Annotated in this window: 18 protein-coding genes; 6 read left to right on the top strand and 12 right to left on the bottom strand. The window is 49.4% G+C overall.

Translation table 11 applies throughout. The features are described from left to right. Nucleotides 1-34: 34 nt before the first annotated feature. The 6 genes from mutL to miaB form a co-directional block, all read right to left on the bottom strand. The gene (mutL, locus tag Psch_RS01900; protein ID WP_190238969.1) at nt 35-1,849 is read right to left on the bottom strand and encodes a DNA mismatch repair endonuclease MutL; all 1,815 of its coding nucleotides are present in this window, start codon (nt 1,847-1,849) and stop codon (nt 35-37) included. A gap of 16 nt (nt 1,850-1,865) precedes the next feature. Beyond that, complete coding sequence (locus Psch_RS01895) at nt 1,866-3,218, bottom strand: histone deacetylase family protein (protein ID WP_190240194.1); 1,353 nt, start codon at nt 3,216-3,218, stop codon at nt 1,866-1,868. Nucleotides 3,219-3,223: 5 nt separating this feature from the next. Continuing rightward, nucleotides 3,224-4,900 (bottom strand): hydantoinase/oxoprolinase family protein, encoded by a 1,677-nt coding sequence (locus Psch_RS01890; RefSeq protein WP_190238968.1) that lies wholly within the window; start codon nt 4,898-4,900, stop codon nt 3,224-3,226. A gap of 34 nt (nt 4,901-4,934) precedes the next feature. Continuing rightward, entirely contained in the window at nt 4,935-7,511 is a 2,577-nt protein-coding gene (gene mutS / locus Psch_RS01885; RefSeq protein WP_190240193.1) for a DNA mismatch repair protein MutS, read from the bottom strand. A 159-nt stretch (nt 7,512-7,670) separates the two neighbouring features. After that, nucleotides 7,671-8,066: a YlbF/YmcA family competence regulator gene (locus Psch_RS01880; protein WP_190238967.1), complete on the bottom strand. Its 396-nt coding sequence runs from the start codon at nt 8,064-8,066 to the stop codon at nt 7,671-7,673. A 265-nt stretch (nt 8,067-8,331) separates the two neighbouring features. Further along, entirely contained in the window at nt 8,332-9,654 is a 1,323-nt protein-coding gene (miaB, locus tag Psch_RS01875; protein ID WP_190238966.1) for a tRNA (N6-isopentenyl adenosine(37)-C2)-methylthiotransferase MiaB, read from the bottom strand. A gap of 195 nt (nt 9,655-9,849) precedes the next feature. Here miaB and Psch_RS01870 point away from each other — a divergent pair, with 195 nt between their 5' ends. Next, nucleotides 9,850-10,218: a hypothetical protein gene (locus Psch_RS01870; protein ID WP_190238965.1), complete on the top strand. Its 369-nt coding sequence runs from the start codon at nt 9,850-9,852 to the stop codon at nt 10,216-10,218. A 12-nt stretch (nt 10,219-10,230) separates the two neighbouring features. Here Psch_RS01870 and Psch_RS01865 read toward each other — a convergent pair whose 3' ends face one another. Beyond that, nucleotides 10,231-10,374, bottom strand: coding sequence for a hypothetical protein (locus tag Psch_RS01865; RefSeq protein ID WP_190238964.1), 144 nt, complete (start codon nt 10,372-10,374; stop codon nt 10,231-10,233). A 92-nt stretch (nt 10,375-10,466) separates the two neighbouring features. Between Psch_RS01865 and Psch_RS01860 the strand changes: the two genes are divergently transcribed. Then, entirely contained in the window at nt 10,467-10,661 is a 195-nt protein-coding gene (locus Psch_RS01860) for a hypothetical protein (protein WP_190238963.1), read from the top strand. 143 nt (nt 10,662-10,804) lie between these two features. Then, nucleotides 10,805-11,437, top strand: coding sequence for a hypothetical protein (locus Psch_RS01855; RefSeq protein WP_190238962.1), 633 nt, complete (start codon nt 10,805-10,807; stop codon nt 11,435-11,437). Nucleotides 11,438-11,442: 5 nt separating this feature from the next. Here the strand turns inward: Psch_RS01855 and Psch_RS01850 are convergent, their stop codons facing one another. Both Psch_RS01850 and Psch_RS01845 read right to left on the bottom strand, forming a co-directional pair. Beyond that, the gene (locus tag Psch_RS01850) at nt 11,443-11,874 is read right to left on the bottom strand and encodes a universal stress protein (RefSeq protein ID WP_190238961.1); all 432 of its coding nucleotides are present in this window, start codon (nt 11,872-11,874) and stop codon (nt 11,443-11,445) included. Nucleotides 11,875-11,983: 109 nt separating this feature from the next. Beyond that, nucleotides 11,984-12,859, bottom strand: coding sequence for an HpcH/HpaI aldolase/citrate lyase family protein (locus Psch_RS01845; RefSeq protein WP_190238960.1), 876 nt, complete (start codon nt 12,857-12,859; stop codon nt 11,984-11,986). A 151-nt stretch (nt 12,860-13,010) separates the two neighbouring features. On the opposite strand from Psch_RS01845, the gene Psch_RS01840 reads away from it, so the two are divergent. Further along, the gene (locus Psch_RS01840) at nt 13,011-13,412 is read left to right on the top strand and encodes an Asp23/Gls24 family envelope stress response protein (protein ID WP_190238959.1); all 402 of its coding nucleotides are present in this window, start codon (nt 13,011-13,013) and stop codon (nt 13,410-13,412) included. Nucleotides 13,413-13,414: 2 nt separating this feature from the next. After that, a complete protein-coding gene (locus Psch_RS01835) occupies nt 13,415-14,674 on the top strand; it encodes a nickel pincer cofactor-dependent isomerase, group 22 (RefSeq protein ID WP_190238958.1) in 1,260 nt (419 codons plus the stop codon). 64 nt (nt 14,675-14,738) lie between these two features. On the opposite strand, the gene mutT is transcribed toward Psch_RS01835, so the two are convergent. From mutT to galT, 3 genes are all read right to left on the bottom strand, one after another. Next, complete coding sequence (mutT, locus tag Psch_RS01830) at nt 14,739-15,149, bottom strand: 8-oxo-dGTP diphosphatase MutT (RefSeq protein WP_190238957.1); 411 nt, start codon at nt 15,147-15,149, stop codon at nt 14,739-14,741. 266 nt (nt 15,150-15,415) lie between these two features. Next, nucleotides 15,416-16,909: a glycogen synthase GlgA gene (gene glgA / locus Psch_RS01825; protein ID WP_134218312.1), complete on the bottom strand. Its 1,494-nt coding sequence runs from the start codon at nt 16,907-16,909 to the stop codon at nt 15,416-15,418. Continuing rightward, the gene (gene galT / locus Psch_RS01820; protein ID WP_190238956.1) at nt 16,902-17,951 is read right to left on the bottom strand and encodes a galactose-1-phosphate uridylyltransferase; all 1,050 of its coding nucleotides are present in this window, start codon (nt 17,949-17,951) and stop codon (nt 16,902-16,904) included. Before galT ends, glgA begins: the two co-directional genes overlap by 8 nt. Before the next feature lie 289 nt (nt 17,952-18,240). Here galT and minC point away from each other — a divergent pair, with 289 nt between their 5' ends. Beyond that, a complete protein-coding gene (gene minC / locus Psch_RS01815) occupies nt 18,241-18,870 on the top strand; it encodes a septum site-determining protein MinC (protein ID WP_190238955.1) in 630 nt (209 codons plus the stop codon). The last annotated feature ends 13 nt before the right edge of the window (nt 18,871-18,883 follow it).

Below are 18,883 nucleotides of genomic sequence, written 5' to 3'. Positions count from 1 at the left end.
TAATCTACTCCTTCCTATCAGGTTTAAGCGGGATTTACCTTTTAAAGCGTGTAGCCAGGTCCCGGTAGGTGATTTTAATTACGGCAGGTCTCCCGTGCGGGCAAGTAAAGGGGTTCACCTTTCCGGAAAGGCTTCTAAGCAGCGCTTCCATAGCGGCCAAAGTAAGTTTTTCCCCTGATTTTACAGCGTTCTTGCATGCTAAGGAGGCAGCCAGCACGTGAAAAAATTCAGTACGTGAGGAATCATTTCCTTTTTCCCTGAAATAATCCAACAGGTCGAAAAATATCGTTTTCTCCTGTCCTGCCGGGAAGCGTGAGGGAACTCCCCGCAATAAAAAAGTGTTTCCTCCAAAGTGCTCTATGATAAAACCTGCTTCAGTAAACCAAAGGATCCTTTCGGTGAGAAGAGCTGCTTCCCGGTAGTCCAGTTCCAGTGTTACCGGCCCCAATAAACACTGGCTCTGGGTAGAGCTCTGCCCGGCCAAGAAATCTTCGTATAAAACTCTTTCGTGAGCGGCGTGTTGGTCAATAATGTAAAGGCCGTCCTCCCCCGCTGCAAGGATATATAAGGGGAGCAGCTGGGCTAGGGGCTGCAACTCAGGGAAAGGAACTACCTGGTTGTCGTAGCCTGCCGGTTCCTCTGCGCCGGCTAACCGGCTTTCTGTCAGTTGACCATATGGCTGTGGCGTTGTTGACGTTATGCTTGGGCTGTTATTACTCTCCGGTATGGTTTGAGCGCTGGATCGCGATTGTACCAGCTCGCTGAATCTTTCCTGCCGGACGGGCGTATCAAACTGGGGCATGACGACCAGTCCTGACTGGTACTTTCTATGGGTTGCTGAGGCTGCTGAAGGAATGAGCGCTTTGGTCCTAAGAGCTTCAAGTAAAGCCCGTTTGACCAGCACAGCCATTTTTTCCTCCTCCAGAAGGCGCACCTCCAGCTTGGCGGGGTGAACATTGACATCCAGAAGCTCCGGGGGGATGGACAGCGACAGTATGACAACCGGTTTTCGCCCTTGTGGAAGCAAGGTCTGGTAAGCTGCTTCAACAGCTGCTGTAACCGGTGTGCAGCGCACATAGCGACCGTTGATAACGAGCGTGATATGGTTGCGGGTGCTGCGGCTAATACTGGGTTTTCCTACCATGCCGGTAATCGTTATCCCCTCTTCTGTAAAATTCAGGGGTACCATTTCCCTGGCCATAGCTGCTCCGTAAACTGCTGTTGCGGCATCTGCCAGTCGACCTGAGCCAGCTGAATAAAATACATCCCTCCCCTTCACTCTCATTTCGTAGCGTATATCAGGCCTGGCCAAAGCCAGGCGGGAAACCAGTTCCCCACAGAGGGAACCTTCAGTGGCGGGGCTTTTCATGGTTTTCCGCCTGGCCGGCGTATTATAAAAAAGTTCTTTTACAGTCACGGTGGTACCAGGAGGAGCCCCGGCCGGTACCATGGCAACGAGGGCGCCTCCCTCAATCTGCGCCTGGGCGCCGGTCATCGCGTCATGAGTCCTGGTTGTAACCGTTAGCTTAGAGACTGCGGCGATGCTGGGCAAGGCTTCACCTCTAAAGCCTAGAGTATAGATACAGGCAAGATCGCCGGTTGAAGTGATTTTGCTGGTGGCGTGTCGCTGGAAGGCGAGTTCTAAATCATCTCCTTCTATACCACAGCCGTCGTCGGAGACGGTTATCATCGACAGACCGCCGTCCTCGATATCTATGGCTATACGGCGGGCTCCGGCGTCAATTGAATTTTCCACAAGTTCCTTTACCACCGAGGAAGGACGCTCCACAACTTCTCCGGCAGCGATCTGGTCCGCAGTATATTTATCAAGTACGATTATCCTGGCCAAGTTTTGCTCCTCCGTCCTATGGACGCCATTCCTTACCCGCTTTCGTGTCATAACCCAGAAGGTAATCTGAAGACTTATCCTGTAGATAAATATAGTTGTATACAACTGATTTCTTTGCGCCGGTATACAAGTCCGCAGCCTCATTACGGCATTTGGAGCAGGCGCCGAAAGGCACCGAAAGGCACAGGACTTTACCGGCCTGGCCAAAACCGTGGGACACCTCTGATTCAATGGATAAGTAACCGGTGCAGTTGCTGCAAATCCTAAGCTTTTCGGTCTGGTGTTCTTCAATATAGTCGGTATCGTAAAAAATTAATTTTTCCCTCTCGTAATATCCGTTTACTGTTTTACCCCGGCCGGTTAAAGTGGTATCACGATTCTTCCAGTGCTTTAATAGTCCGTCCACCAGCCTTTTTAACTGTTCGGTCCGCTGGGAAGTTTCCTTGAAACGGCCCGGCCAGAAGTCAGGTTCCCGTACATTGCTGTAGTCAAGGCCCGCCAGAGCCAGAATAATGGCCATGTTCACGTAAGGCAGAGCGGTTTCGATGGCATAGCCACCTTCCAGCACAGCCAGGTCCGGTCGAAGTTTTTCAGTGAGTCTGGCGTATCCCTGGGCGGTGATACGCATACTCCCGAGAGGATCGGTATAGTGGTTGTCCTGTCCTGCCGAATTTACGATAAAGTCCGGTCTAAACTCCTCCAGGACCGGCAAAATAAGGTTGTCTACGATATACAGCAGGCTGTCGTCAGTTGTGCCTGGCGGTAGCGGGATATTGATAGTGCGCGCGTAGGCGCACGGACCGCCCAGTTCGTAAATGAAACCAGTACCAGGGTACAACGTGCGGCCGTCCTGATGAAAGGAAATAAAAAGAACATCCGGATCGTGCCAGAAAATATCCTGTGTTCCGTCACCGTGGTGTACATCTGTATCGATAATGGCAACCCTTTTGAGCCCGTGACGGCTGCGCAGGTACTCGACCATAACCGCTTCATTGTTGATATTGCAGAATCCCCGGTTGCCGTGTACCACCCGCATGGCGTGATGGCCGGGCGGCCGGACCAGCGCAAAACCGTTATCAATAAGCCCTGCAACTATCTGGTCTGCCAGCGTGATGGCCGCGCCGGCCGCAATCAGGTGGGCTTCGGTAGTCTGTGATTCAACCTGCGGGACGCAGAAGTGGGTCCTGGCAATATCATGAATAGAAGCTAGTTGAGGTGTGAATTCAGCTATCTGTGGTAAGTCGATAATCCCTTCCTCAAATATTTGGTCACGGGTGTAGAGGAGCCGCTCTTCCCGTTCCGGGTGGGTGGGGGAAATGGCCCAGTCAAAAGCAGGGAAAAAAATCAGCCCGGTCTGTTTGCACCTGATCTTTCTCACCCTTCTTGCCCCCCTGCTTCAATTCTCCCCGTAATACCCCTGGGAGTTTGTACTGTTATATCTATAAGCCTGCCCTTTGTTTGCCAGTCCCTGACCATATTGAAAACTTCCTGATGGGTTACCTCAAGTTGTTCCGGTTTAACATCCAGTCCATGTCTTGCGGCCATCCGGATTAAGCGCTCTCTTAGAATATCCAGGGCTTGTTTTTCATTAAATTGCTTGCTGTCAATTTTCCCCTCGAAGCCTTCTTCCTGCAACAGGTAGCTGCCCCGCTCAGTATCAGCCCTCAGGCTGAGCTGCAGGGTGGTTTTAGCCACTGCAGCGCCGACGGCGTTGGCGACCGCAGCGTAGGGAGGTATGATCGAACGGCATCCCAACTTTTCCGCAATCCGGTCTACCAAACCGTTGGCCCCGCCCCCTACTCCTACAACAGTCGAAGGTCGCACCTTTCTCTTTTGCAGTATTTCCCATACCCGATAGGCCGGTTCCAGTTCCCACTCCTGAAACATCTTATTAATCTGGGATGAAATACCATCTACTACCAGGTTAAGAATTTTCTCAGCGATGACACGGCTCCCGTTTCTCTCTCCCAGTATCGCCATTGCCTCCGCAGCCCTGTTTTGATCACCCAGGGTTGTTAAGCCGAGTACCCTTAACGCGTCGGTTGGTGTTGGGACAGGCCCCCCCATGCAGTAGGCCGGACCCATCCTTTTGCCGTGGATAATTATTTCATTTCCCATTCGCTCGAGTACACTATCCCCGCCTATGGGAACGGATTTAACTGCCAGTGTGCGCACTTGCGTCAACTGGCCTTCAATACGGGCGCCTTTAGCTGAGAGAAGAGGTTGTCCGTTTAAGATTAGGGCCAGGTCTGTGGTTGTTCCGCCGATATCAGCGATTACCGCAGTTTCACCCGGAGAGGTTAAGGCCAGTGCCCCGAGGGTGCTGGCAGCAGGCCCTGAAAAGATAGTTTCCACCGGTATCTTATCAGAATTTTCCATGGGCAGCGTACCGCCGTCAGCTTTTAAGATCAATGCTTCGGCAGTTATTTGACGCTCGGCCAGGGACTGCCGTACCAGGTTCAAAAAGTGGTGAAAAGACTCACGCGTGGCAGCGGTCAGGTAGGTGGTTACAACCCTTCTTGGAAAGTTTAGCTGTCCACCCGCCAGATGACCGAGTTCAACCTCCCAGTCGGGGTATTTTTCTTTGACTAGCATCGCCAGGCGTTTTTCATGGGATGTATTGCGTGGTGAAAATTTGCCGATTACGCATACTTTTTTAAAGCCCTGGTCAGCTATTTCATCAAGCGCCGCTTCGACCTCCCGTTCCTTTAAGGAAACAGTTTCTCTTCCCCGGTAGTCAATTGTACCGGTTAAAATGCGAGTGAAGGTGTTAAACTGGTAATACGTATAGCTCAAGCCGGGACCGGGGATGAGGAGCAAAGCCACCGGATCATATTTTCGCTCGGCAATCAGGTTGGTAATCATGGTGGTGCTGAAAACAATCCTTTTTAAACGGCCGGGGTCCACTCCCTGCAAGACTTTATCTATAGCCTCGAGAATTGAGCTAAGCAGGTTTTTTCCGCTTGGCGCCTTGGCGCTTGCCTTTATTTGGTTTTTTTCTAATAATACCGCGTCGGTATAAGTACCTCCTACATCAACTCCTATGTACATACTATATCCCACCTTCTACCATAATGCAGCTCACTTAAAAATCTGTTTTCAGTTCCTGCTGTAAGTGGTATAGTTGGTTAAGCGCCTCCAGTGGCGTCATACTGAGGACATCCAGGCGTCTGAGTTTTTGTAAAAGAGCTTGTTCGCGTTCATTAAGCGTCACTGCCTCATTCTCACGGTGACTCTCCCTGCAGGCTGCTGTCTCTACAGCGCCTTCGCCTGTTTCAAGTCCCCGCAATACATCAGTTGCCCGTTTTACAATTTCGTCAGGCAGTCCGGCCAGTCTGGCGACATGGATACCATAACTGCGGTCTGATTTACCCGCCACTACCTTGCGTAAAAAAACAATGTTCTCTCCGTCTTCCTTTACCGCTACGTTGCAATTTATGATCCCATCGATCTGGTCAAGGTCGGTCAATTCGTGATAGTGGGTTGAAAATAGGGTTTTGGCGCCTATTCTGGTATGGATGTACTCAACCAGCGCCCGGGCGATGCTGATCCCGTCGTAAGTGCTGGTACCGCGCCCGACCTCGTCCATGATGATGAGGCTTCTTTTCGTAGCGCCTTGTACTATAGCCCGGCATTCGTTCATTTCCATCATAAAAGTACTTTGTCCTGTGGCCAGGTCGTCAGCGGCTCCTATCCTGGTGAAAATCCGGTCTACCAGCGGGATTTGGGCTGACGCTGCCGGTACAAAGCTGCCTGATTGCGCCATCATGATGATTAAGGCTACCTGTCGCATGTAGGTGCTTTTGCCGGCCATATTAGGGCCTGTAATCATGACCAGTCGGCTTTTTTGATTATCCATGATTGTGTCATTGGGGACAAACTTCTCTCTCAGTACTTGTTCCAGAACGGGGTGTCTCCCGTCCTTGATGATCAGTTTCCCATCCCCGTCAATTCCCGGGCGCACATACCTGCCCACCGCTGCAGCCTCGGCCAGTGAATAGAGCGCGTCAGCTCTGGCAACAGCTGCAGCTGTTGCTTGTAGCCGTTGGATGGCCCCGGTGAACTGATCCCGGACCTCACAGAAAATTTGATATTCCAACTGTATCAGGCGATCCTCGGCGCCCAAAACCAGATCCTCATATTCCTTGAGTTCCGGGGTGATAAAGCGCTCCGCATTGGCCAGGGTTTGCTTGCGCTGGTAATCCTGCGGGACCTGCTCCAGGTTGGACCTGGTAACCTCAATGTAATAGCCAAATACCTTATTAAAGCCAATCTTAAGGGATTTTATACCGGTGCGGGCGCGCTCCTGTTCTTCCAGGCCGGCCAGCATTGATTTTCCTTCCTGTCTGACCAGCCTCAGCCGGTCAACTTCAGCATGAAAGCCTGTTTTAATAATGCCGCCGTCCCTGAGCGATAAAGGCGGGTTATCAGTGATGGCGCCGTCCAGCAATTCACGAAGGTCTTCCATGAGGTCGATGCTATGACCTGTTTCCTGTAAAAGAGGCGCCTTGCACTTCGTTAAAAGACCCTGCAAGTCCGGGAGGCAGCCCAATGATTTTTTCAGAGAAACCATGTCGCGGGCATTGATGGTCCCGAAGGAAATCCTGCCGGCCAGCCGTTCCAGATCATAGATGCCCTTTAGCAGCTCCTTCAGGTCGTTGCGAATCATCATCTGTTGCAAAAGCTCATCAACTGCGTCCAGTCGCAGTAAGATTTCATCTTTTTCAAGAAGCGGCTGTTCGAGCCAATTTCTAATCAGACGCCCCCCCATCGCTGTTACCGTATAGTCTATAACGGCGAGCAGGGTATTGCGGCGGGAGCCGTCTGACAGGGATCTGGTCAGCTCCAGGTTGCGCCTGGTTGAAGCGTCCAAAAGCATAAATCTGCCGGGATGGTAATAGTTTATCTGCCTGATATGGGATAGATCTCTTTTTTGCGTATCACGGAGGTATTTGAGAAGGGCTCCTGCTGCTGGAATTGTCAACTCAAAGCCCGGGTCTTTGATATCTCCCGGGCAGTCCCGTCCAAACTGGTTTTCAAGTTCACGCAGGGCCTGTACACGGTCGTAAGCCTCGTCCAGGTAAGCGCTGATTGTTACTGAACCAGCCAGCGCCAGGTCTTCACTGAGGCGTTCTGCCTGGGAGAGCGGGAGAAGAACCTCAGCAGGCAACAACCGGGCCAGTTCCTCGGTGAGCCTTACCCTCCCTTTATTGCCGGTGAAGGCGCTGACCATAAAAACACCAGTGGAGATATCGGTCATGGCAAAGCTGTAGTTGATCCCATCGTTGGCAATGCTCACAAGGTAGTTGTTTTGCTTTTCTTCCAGGAGATGGCCTTCCATGACCGTACCAGGTGTGATCACCCTGGTTACTTCCCGCCTGACAATTCCTTTGGCATGAGCGGGGTCTTCCACCTGCTCGCAAATCGCTACCCGATACCTTTTGGCCAGGAGTCTGGATATATAACCGTCCGCCGCATGATAGGGAAAGCCGCACATGGGTACTCGTTCGCTTCCCCCACCATCCCTGCCGGTCAGAGCGATCTCAAGCTCACGTGAAGCCAGGCGGGCGTCGTCAAAAAACATTTCATAAAAATCGCCCAATCTAAAAAAAAGGATAGTATCCGGGTACTGCTGCTTTATTTCAAGATACTGCTTAATCATAGGTGTGAAATTCACCGGAACACCTCCTGGTGTTCATTATAACATATGGTATTCTAAACCAAAAGAAAAACCCGGTATGGGCTAAGTCAAGTCCAAACAGGGTCAAATATATACACAAAATATTAATAACACCATCATAGAAATTACATTAAAGAAAAGTTAACTGCAGCCACACCCGCAGTCGTGGCCGGGGTGACACTCGTCTTCAGAACCACATCCCCCACTAATACCGATAAAGTCGCTGATAATTTTATTAACCTGATCAAGAATTGTTTCAAATTTCTCCTGGGCCTGAAAAAAATTATTGATGTAGGAATTGTTAAACATTCTTTTCTGACAATCCCCAAATTCTATCTGCTGGGACTCTGAAAGGGGCAGTCCCTGGGCCTGCATACTCTGCAAGGCATGCTGCAAACTATAGAATTCCTGGAGGATGCTTTGGGCCTCAGGATTCTGCATCATTCTCATTTCCGCTTCCCTTACGTTTTGGAATTCCTTCGAATTGGATAGTTCAAGGCCCAGTTCCCTGGCCTTGTTCAGGATAGCTTCCGACATGTTTTCACCTCGTTTCTTAAACCTAAAATAAATATTTTCTTTCAGATTTTTCCCCTGCCGATTAAACAGGAGGCAGTGTCACAGAATTCAACTGCTTAGCCATAGGCCTGCTTACGAACCGTTTGGTCAACCTGGCGAATCTGGTTAAGTACCTGGCGTACAACCGAAAGGGGTTCCAGCCAACCACTCTAGTTGCCCTGACCTCCTCGCCCGCGTGTTGTTGCGACGCATCATCGGCTTTAACTGCTAGAAACTTTTTATCCTTTCATTGTTTTATTAATAGACCCTCCAGGTAAGCCAGGTGAGCCCTGGTAATCGTTACATGCGCAGTAGAGCCCGTTAACGTTTTGTCCCCGGCAAAAACAACAGTTTTATTGCCCCTGGACTTGCCGTACAAAAGACCTGGGCCGATGTTGCTTTCTCCTTCGACCAGAACCTCCTGCTGTGAACCCTCCTCCTCCTCATTTTTTTCCATGCTGATGGTGTTTTGCAGCTTAATTAAATCCTGAATGCGCTGCTTTTTTATTTCATCCGGTACCTGTTCTGTCATTCCGGCCGCAGGTGTGCCGGGCCTGGCATTGTATACAAAAGTATAGGAGCTGTCAAAGCGGACCTCCCTGACCAGGTCCATGGTAGCCCGGAAATCGCCATCGTCTTCACCCGGAAACCCGACCATGATATCTGTGGTTATTGTTGCTTCAGGGATATGTCGCCTGATTTTTTCAACTAGGCTCAAGTAATGCTCTCTGTTATAGCCTCTGTGCATCTTCTCCAAGATGCGGCTGCTGCCCGACTGGACCGGAAGGTGAAAGTGTTCGCATACCTTGCCTAGCCGGGCTATTGTGCGTATTAGCTCTTCGTTAAAGTCACGCGGGTGGGAGGTCATATACCTGATCCGTTCAATACCGCTCGCACCATCCAGCTTTTCCAGTAAGCCCGCAAAATCAAGGGGATTTTTTAAATCTTTACCATACGAGTTAACATTTTGGCCCAGCAAAACTACTTCTTTAAATCCGTCCCTTGCAAGACCGGCCATTTCCTTGACTATATCATCCGGCTCGCGACTCCTTTCCCTGCCTCTGACGTAGGGTACTATACAGTAGGTGCAGTAGTTGTTGCAACCATGCATGATGGTCACCCAGGCCCGCAGGCCTTCCTTTCTGGCAGCGGGAAGACCTTCTACGATTTCGTCCGGTTCAGCCAAGATTTCCAGGACGGGTTTTCTTTCAGCTAAAATCCGGTCAATAAAAATAGGCAGCTGTTGTACATTATGGGTCCCAAAAATCAGATCCACATAGGGAAAAAGCTGCCGCAACTTGGCAGCCATACCTTCCTGCTGCGGCATACAGCCGCAAACTCCGATAATCATAGCTGGATTCGAAAGCTTTTGGCTCTTTAACCGGCCTAAATAAGAAAAGACTTTATTCTCAGCTGTTGCCCGGATACAGCATGTATTCAGGAGGACCAGATCGGCTTTACCGGTATCTTCTGTTGAACGGTACCCCTTTGCCTCAAGCATACCGGCCAGAATTTCTGAATCGTGCTCGTTCATCTGGCAGCCGAAGGTTTTAATGATATAGGATTTCAAAATGCAATAAAAACCTTCCTTTTCCTAAAGATGCAAAACTATTATACAGGTAAATAATACTGAATGCAAATTAGCTTATCTAGTGATGAATGTAATTAACAATAATGTGTCCTGGTGATAAACGAGGAATTTTCCATTAATTGAAGAATACCAATTGTAGGTATTACCACACAGTGTATGACGGGAGGAGCCGGGATGTTGGAAAAATTAGCGGGAATCATAGTGATTTTAGGGCTAATTTTATCTGTAGTTGGTGAGTTTATTAACTCAAACCAAATCAGGACATATGGGATTCTACTCCTTTTGGCCACGGTCACAGTCGCAGGAATCCGGTATATCCGGTTTCACCTGCACAACCCGGCTGTTGAGTTTGAGGGAGTATGTATTGAATATAAGCGTCTTTCTACGCACTGTGTTCTCTCCATAAGGACCGGATGGTCAGATGTATATTATGGGCAAGCCAGCTTAAAAACAGGCGCCGGAATTAAAGTAGGAGATAAAATAAAGGTTAAGGTCAGGGGCAGGTATATCCTGGAGGTGAGCCATTTAAACGGAAATGATTGATGACGGGCAAGCTTAATTGTTGCCCTCGTCAAAAATAATAATTTCGCAGTACAAGTGGCAGCTGCGGCATAATAAATTATGCTGCCCCGGCTCGATCTCAACAACCAGTTCGGTGGAGCCGCATTTAGGACAGTAGTTAAGCAGTTTAGTCGCCATAATAATCACCTCAGATAGAATTTGCAAAGCAGGTATAAAAATCACCGGTTTAGGAACACTTCAGTTAGCGTTAAAAGGAGGTGTTCTTAAAATTGGTAGATACCGGTGTTAAGGCTGAAATCCAACACTGCATCAGAAACGCCCAGGACTGTATGATGGAAATGGGAAAAGTTCTGGATAAGCTTCCTGAGCAAAGCCATAGCGAAAAACCACATTTAATGGAGCTGTGTCAAAAAACAGGAGTGCTGTTACAAGAAGCCCAGCAGAGATGCGAAAAGGTATTTTAAGAGTTCCCCGGCAGCGCCGGGGAACATCTTTTACTTTATCCCCTTTTCCCTGCCATATGATCATGATATAATTTTTTTATTCAGTTCTTCAAGCGCAAAGTAACTGCTTCAACTGCCTGTGGCCGGTAAGGGAGGGAGTAAAAGTGCTGATAGAAGACCTGGAAGCGGCAAGGCAACTAATTGAAATGCAAATAAAAGATATTGCGCATGTTATCACCAAGGCGCCCTACGGGTTTGAATACACATTCTGGGAGGACTTCACCGCTAAAATTATTGATCGCATATATGGAAATGAATCCTCCCAGCGTCATGGGTTCGAACAGGCCGGCCGGGGAGGTTGTTTTTCTGTTTTCGAGTCCTATTCAGAGCACCAGAGACGTGAGGACTTTATAGAAATTCTCAACTGCAAAAAGGACTACCTGGAAAACCTGATCCGGGAACTGGAAAACCGCCAGCGTTCAAATGCCGGTAACCAGGCTGAAGAAAGCCATCCGGATGGTTCAAGGCTTTTTAATGATTTAGATGCGTTGTTAAATTCAGAGGAAGTCTCGCCCTTGGACCGCACCATAGCTGAAATTTTATCTGGCATACAAGACCCTGCCGTATTGCAGGAAGCACGCCAACACCTCCTCGAACTCCGTGAAGAACTGTTAACGGCGAGCCCTTCCTGGTCCAGGATGAAAAAGCCGATGGTCTGGTTGATTGAGTTTGGCAAAAAAGAATTTTTTGCGATCCTTCCTTTTATTGCTGTCTATATAAGGAAGATTTCGGACTAGGGGAATTACTTGACTAACGTAACCCGGCAATTGGCCTCGTGAATAACTTTATGACTCACACTGCCGATGGCTGTACCGCGGAGTTCGCTTACCCCGCGACTGCCCATGATAATATGATCATAGGCGCCCCGCTCAGCAAATGCGATAATGACTGCGGCGGGGTCACCTTTTCCGATGTAACCCTGTACATTCTGGCCCTCACTGGTGAATATCCGGACCGTATTTTCCAAAATATCCTTACCTTTGGCCTCAATAGTCCCGTCAATGGTCTCAAACATATCCTTCGTTTGATTGTTAAGACCTTCCTTTTCCGGAAGAACAACCAGGACATCAAGCTTCATATCCGGGTTGAGTTTCATCAATCGCGCAGCGTAGGCTGCAGCCTTTGCCGCAGTGATCGAACCGTCACTGGGCAGCAACACCTTGCTTTTTAGCATAAGGGCCTCCTCCTTGTGAGTCTTCTTACTTTTGCCAAACTCTTGTGATAAACGCAACGGACAAGGATATTTTACCCAGAGACTACCTGAAATACCAAACTATATTCGTTTACTCGAGCTTATTTGCCAGCAGTTCAGCCAGTTGGAGGATTCTGCGGGCACGGTTGGCGATAGGGTATTCAATCATTTTCCCGTCCACCTGTAAAATAGCCTGTCCCTTGGCTTCGGACTCGTCAAAAACAACTACAATCTTTTTGGCCCAGGCAATTTCCTCCGCCGTGGGGGCGAATACTTCGTTTAAAGGCGCGATTTGTCCAGGGTGGATGGCAAGTTTGCCTTGGAAGCCCATCTGGCGCACTAATTTGGCGTCCGCCACCAGACCTTCAATATCCTTAAAATCCGGATAAACCGTATCAATGGGAGCTTCTATGCCCGCCGCGCGGGAAGCCACGACAAGCTGTGAACGGGCGTAAAAGAGTTCTGAACCGGCCTTGGAAAAGCTGGTTCCGATATCCTGGACATAGTCGACTCCTCCCAGGAACATCCTGCTGACACGCGGGGAGGCGGCGGCAATGGCATAGGCGTTCATAATCGCGTTAGCGCTTTCGATAAAAGGTATTATTTCCAAGGCGCCTGGCGGGAGTCCTCTTTCCTTTTCAAACAATCTCATCAGCCAATCAATTTGACGGATTTCCTCGGCGGACTCGGATTTTGCCAACACAACGCCTTTTATACCTTGAACCACCGCTGCCTGGAGGTCGGCCAGGATAAAATCAGTTTGGGCGCTGTTAACCCGGATGAATACATCCCCCCGGCGGGGTAATGTAAGGGCTTCTTTAAGCGATTGCCTGGCATGGGCCTTTTCGCTGATCGCCACGGCATCCTCCAGGTCGAGCACAACCCCATCGGCGTTTAACATCAGCGCCTTGCCCGCCTTGCGCAGGTTGTCGGCGGGTACAAATAACATGGTACGGTAAAGTGACACGGCTATACCTCCTCCTAAGGATTCTTTTACTGAATATTCTACCCGATTATGCCCTTTCCTTTTTCTGCCTGAACTTTTAAGAGCCTTTTTATGGACATGGATTTAATGTGAATGATATAATTGAACTTGAAAATATTGGGAGGTGAAAAGGTTGGAAGACCAAATTAACCAGCTTATTATAAAGGGTAGTGATAGCGGTTCCGTTAAGATATCCGATGAAGTGGTCAAAATCATTGCAGGCATGGCCGCCATGGAGATCCAGGGCGTAAGCGGAATGACCGGGGGAATAGCCGGTGGACTTGCCGAGAAACTGGGACGCAAAAACCTGTCCAGGGGAGTTAAAGCAGAAGTTGGCGAGCAAGAAGCAACTATAGATATTTTTGTTATTGTTGAATACGGCGCCCCTATCAAAGATGTGGCCTGCCAGATTCAAACAAAAGTAAAAAACGCCGTGGAAAGCATGACCGGTTTAAGAGTCCTGGAAGTCAACGTAAATGTACAGGGTGTTTCCTTTGGCACAGAGAACAAGGATGAAGACGGGCGGATAAAATAGAGATGATTTTCCCAAAGATGGTTAGAATCAGGCAGACCTTGCCGAGCCTGCCGCTGGCTGATCCTGCAGCAGAAGTAAGAAAGACGCTGGTTGACGCGGGCTTTGCGTCTAAAATCAGGCCGGGCGCGCTGGTGGGTATCACTGCCGGCAGCAGGGGGATCAGAAATATTGCCTTAATCCTGCGGCAAGTTGTTGATCTGGTAAAATCTCTGGGTGGAAGGCCGATTATACTTGCCGCCATGGGCAGCCATGGCGGCGGCGTCCCGGAAGGACAATTAGCGTTGCTTAATTCACTCGGCATATCGGAAGACAGGTTGGGAGCTCCCCTGGATTGCTCAATCGATTCGCTGGTTGTCGGCAGGGCCTTTTACGGGGATGTATTCATTAAAAAAAGTGCGCTGCAATGTGACGCTATTGTTGTTGTTAACCGTATCAAGCCTCATACCTCATTTCATGGAGACCACGAAAGCGGTCTGCTGAAAATGCTGGCCGTAGGCCTGGGCGGGCCGGCGGGGGCCGCTTCCCTGCATGGCTGCGAGCCGGGACTCCTGTCCAGAGCGGTGGCAGAGGGTGGTCTGGTAGTATTGAATAATATTCCGGTGGTACTGGGACTGGCCGTGCTGGAAGACTCCTACGAACAGACGCGCAAGCTGGTTGCCCTGCAACCGGAAGATTTTTTACATGGTGAAAAGCTCCTGCTGGAGGAAGCCAGACAGTTTTTACCGGGCCTTCCGACGGCTGACCTGGATGTCCTTGTTGTTGACCAAATAGGTAAAAACATCAGCGGCACTGGAATGGATACAAATGTCATCGGCCGGTTAAGGATCCAAGGTTCAACAGAGCCGCAAATCCCAAGTTTTAAAAGAATCGTAGTCCTGGACGTAGCGAGGGAAGCGCACGGCAACGCTTATGGTATAGGACTGGCTGACTTTACGACTGAGCGCCTGGTGGCCAGGCTGGATCGCCGGGTTATAAATCTCAATGCTCTCACCAGTACCTTCGTCCAGCGGGCCATGATCCCCATGAGCCTGCCCAATGACCGGGACGCGATTGCAGCAGCGATCAGGAGCCTTGGCGGGAGGGCTGGCGCTGAGTTAAAGATAGCCCGTATCTATAACACCCTGCACCTGTCCGAGATGCTTGTTTCTGTAAAGGTCCTTCAGGAGATTGAACACCTGCCTTTCATTCAGGTTCTAGGAGCGCCGGAGGATATTACTTTTACTGAAGAAGGAAACCTGTCTCCTTTTTGTTCGTTCTTTTAGGTGACAAGCAATAGCCCCAGGATGTGTAGATTATCCGGCAATTACAAAATAGTGGGATAATGCATTAATCAGATCCTGCATCAGATCCTGCTTGCGCTGTTAAATATCTTACCACCGGGAGATCTGCTTCGGCAAAATCGAAACTTTTTAAATCCCCGATAACCACCCACCTGAAGTCATGGCAATCCTTTGCCTTTGTCTCTCCTCCCAGATAACTGCACCGGTAGCAGTATAGAATCACCTTCAATTCTTCGTACTGGTGTTCTACAATCATCAAGCGATCCCCAACCCGGATATCAAGGTCAAGCTCCTCCTTGATTTCCCTCCTCAGACATTCCTCCGGGCTTTCGCCAGGCTCAATCTTGCCGCCGGGGAATTCCCATTTGAGACCCATGTGGGAACCTTTCAAACGCTGGGAAATTAATATCTCGCGGCCACGTTCAATAATTGCAGCGGTGACGTTTACTGTCCGCATTTTAGGGTAACCGGCCCGGCGGTTACCGCTTCCCCCCTATCGTTCTCTTCAGTGACTCTTTCCAAGGACCGGTTGGAAAAGGCGATAAAAATAAGATGACTTTGGAGCATCTTAAATTATTACTTCTCTGTAATAGACATTAACCCTACCTAAAAAATAAAAATGTAAGTAGTCAAGCCTTTTCGAGCAATATTTTTGAGACAGTGAGGCAGATGACGAGATAAAAACCACAAATGCCCTCCCGCCGGGAAGGGCATTTGTGGTTTTTAAGCAATTCTTTGCATATCCAGATGCCGTGTTATGGCCTCCTGATAAAGCTGGAGGTATTCCACCCCCGAGCGGGCCCAGGAAAAGTCCAGTTCCATAGCGTTTTTAACCAGATACTGCCATTGTTCCGGTTGCTCCCGGTACAGCTGTAAGGCCTTTTTTATAGAGTGAAGCAGGGCCATACCTGCATACTCAGAGAAGCCGAAGCCGTTTCCGGAACCGGTGGCGGGATTGTAATCGTTAACCGTATCGGCCAAACCACCGGTAAAGCGTACTATTGGTATGGTTCCATAACGAAGGCTGATCAGCTGACCCAGCCCGCAAGGTTCAAACCTGGACGGCATCAGGAACATGTCCGAACCCGCGTAAATCCGCTGCGCCAGTATAGCGTTAAATCCAATATATAAGCCTATTTTCTCAGGATAGCGGCTTTTAATATTTTCAAATAGCTGTTCATAATGTGGTTCTCCGCTTCCTAAAACAACAATCTGGATATCTTCCTGCATGAGCCGGTCTATTATCTCGCTGATCAGGTCCAGTCCCTTTTGGTCAACCAGCCTCGTAATTAAGCCAATTACCGGGATATCCCTCTCCGGCAGCCCCATCTCCTTCTGGAGCGCAAACTTATTTTCTTTTTTATTAGAAACGCTGAACTGATCAAAATTGCGATGGATCCGTGGATCTGTCCGCGGATTAAACTCATGGTAGTTAATCCCGTTAACAATGCCAAACAAGTCGGCAGAGCGCTTACGGAGCAGCCCGTCCATTCTTTCACCCAGATCGGGTCGCTGAATTTCTGCCGCATAAGTGCGGCTTACGGTGTTGATGATATCCGCATACAGAATGCCGGCCTTCATATAGCTAACGCTGCCAAAGAACTCAAGGAGGTCCGGGTGAAAATATTCCTCCCCTAAGTTCAGCAGTTTTAAGGTATCTTTCGAAAAATTACCCTGGTATTGCAGATTGTGAATGGTGAAAACCGTAGCTATCCGGTTGTAGAAAGGATCCTGGCGGTAGTGGGTTTTTAAAAGAAGTGGTATCGGCCCGCTTTGCCAATCATTGCAGTGGATGATATCAGGCTGCCATTCCAACTTGGGGAGCATTTCCAGGACAGCCCGGCAGAAGAAAGCAAACCGCTCCGCCTCATCATCGAACATATACATTCTATCACGATAAAAGTAATGATAGTTTTCAACCATATACACGGGAATTGTTTTATGTGCGCCCTGGTAGTGAGATTCAATAGAACTTTCTTTAATAATGGCGGTTTCATAGCGGTTCTTAAAGTGCACGGGAAAATCAAGACGGTAGGCAGCGCCTTCAATTTGGCGGTAACGGGGCATAACGACTCTGACGTCATTGCCGGCATTGTCATTTCCAACCAAAGCAAGTGCCTTAGGCAGCGAACCGGCTACATCAGCAAGTCCGCCTGTTTTAGCGAACGGGACAACTTCTGAGGATACTAACAGGATTTTTAAGGGACGATCAAACATACCGGGCTACCTCCAATTCAGATTCTTTTTGTAAAGGATAGAATTCCTGTATTTCTCGCAAGGCCTGGGCAGCTATCTCAGGTGGGGTGGGGTTGATATAATATCCCGTACCCAGTTCAAAACCGGCTATAGTAGTCAGGCGGGGCAGTATTTCCAGATGCCAGTGATAATTTCCATGGTCATCCTGTACGTTAACGGGTGATGTGTGCAGCACTATGTTATAGGGTATGTTCTTAATCATCAAGGTCATTTTGCGAACAACAGACCTGAGCATAGCCGCCAGGTCCTGCACCTGTTGTGCTCTGATCTGCCCGAAATCGGACTGGTGTTCAGTAGGGACAATCCAGGTTTCAAAGGGAAAACGTGAAGCAAAAGGCGCAAAGCAGACAAAATGCCGGTTCTCAGCAACCAGTCTTTCCCCTTCCCTCAACTCCTGCGCGATGATATCGCACAGCGCGCATCTGCCATGGCGGTTATGGTATTCATTCATCCCGGTTATTTCCGCATTGACCTCGCTTGGTATCTGAGGTGTCGCAATCAGCTGCGAATGGGTGTGTTCCAGTGAAGCGCCGGCCGTGGGGCCGGTGTTTTTAAATATTTGAATATATTTCAACCTTTGGTCTTTGCGAAGATCCAGGGATCGATCACGCCAGCCCCAGACAACCTCCTCCACCTGTTTCACTGATTGCGTATCAAGCCCGGGCTCATGTTTGGTTGACTCAACGATAACCTCATGCGCGCCCACCCCGCGCATGAACTGGTAAACACCGCGTTCCTGCAGGTAGGGTTGGCCCTCGATGTCAACTGCGGGAAACTTGTTTGGCACTACCCGCATCCACCAGCCGGGAGTGTCCCTGCCGGTTCCCTGTTCGCGATATGCGATTATTTCCGGAGGGGTCTCTTTTTCGTGGCCTTCACATAAAGGGCATTCGTTAGAACTCTTTTCATCCCTGATCTCTTTGTAGTTGGAAGGGCGTTTGGAGCGTTCTGTGGCGATGACAACCCACCGGTCAACGATGGGGTCCTTCCTCCATTCGGACATATTAGTACCTCCCGCAAAATAAGCTTAAATTTGACACTAAACATTATAGTCAGCCACAAAATCAATTGTGAACCAGTTACTACCAGCTATGTAGCGCTATTGATCCATTTGTTTTTGCCGGGCACAAGGGACAATTAAGTGCACTTAAATTGAGATTGCCGCAAAAGTGATCTTTTTATGCAGGGTGCGATTTTTTTATTGATAATATTTCTGAATTTTAAAGGATTAAGTCAAGCAAAATCGAATTAAAACAAGGTGTTGAGAAAATTGTGGAAAGAGGCGGTTACCTTTGGGCAGTCAAATGGTTAGTTTTAAAGGAACAAGGAACGGCTTGGTAATTGTCCTTGACCCAAGCCGGGAATTTGAAGATATCAAAAATACACTGCGCTCAAAGATGGAGTCGGCCAGGGGGTTTTTTAGCGGCGCCAAGTTTTCCATAGCTGACATGCACCAAAAAATCCCCACCAGCCAAAAGGATGAGCTTGAGGATATCTGCCGGCAATACGGAATGGTCCCCAACCCTGACGGCAGTGTTGTGACACGCTCTAAAGCGGCCCGGCCGTACCAGAGCCAGAGCGCAATTCCTTCGCCGGTTGGTGATGGTGAAGCAGCGCTCATGGTCAGGCGTTCACTGCGTTCGGGACAGCGTATCGTTTATGCGGGACATGTCGTTGTACTGGGCGATATCCACCCTGGCGCAGAGGTGATGGCAGGCGGCAACGTGCTGGTGTTGGGGAACTGCCGGGGGGTAATCCATGCAGGTATTGATGGAAACAGCTCCGCCAAGGTGGTGGCCATGCGGCTGTCTCCAACGGTATTGAGCATTGCGGGCAAGAGGTTTACTCCCGACCTTACCGGACAGCATGCCGGTTACTGCCGTACTGCCCGCTTGTCCGGCAAGGAATTTGTTTTTGAATAAGATCATGCGAAGA

Origin of the sequence: Pelotomaculum schinkii, from assembly GCF_004369205.1 — a bacterium.
Lineage (GTDB): Bacteria > Bacillota > Desulfotomaculia > Desulfotomaculales > Pelotomaculaceae > Pelotomaculum_C > Pelotomaculum_C schinkii.
The sequence above is the reverse complement of the archived record's forward strand: the minus strand, read 5'-3'. Positions and strand labels throughout refer to the sequence as shown.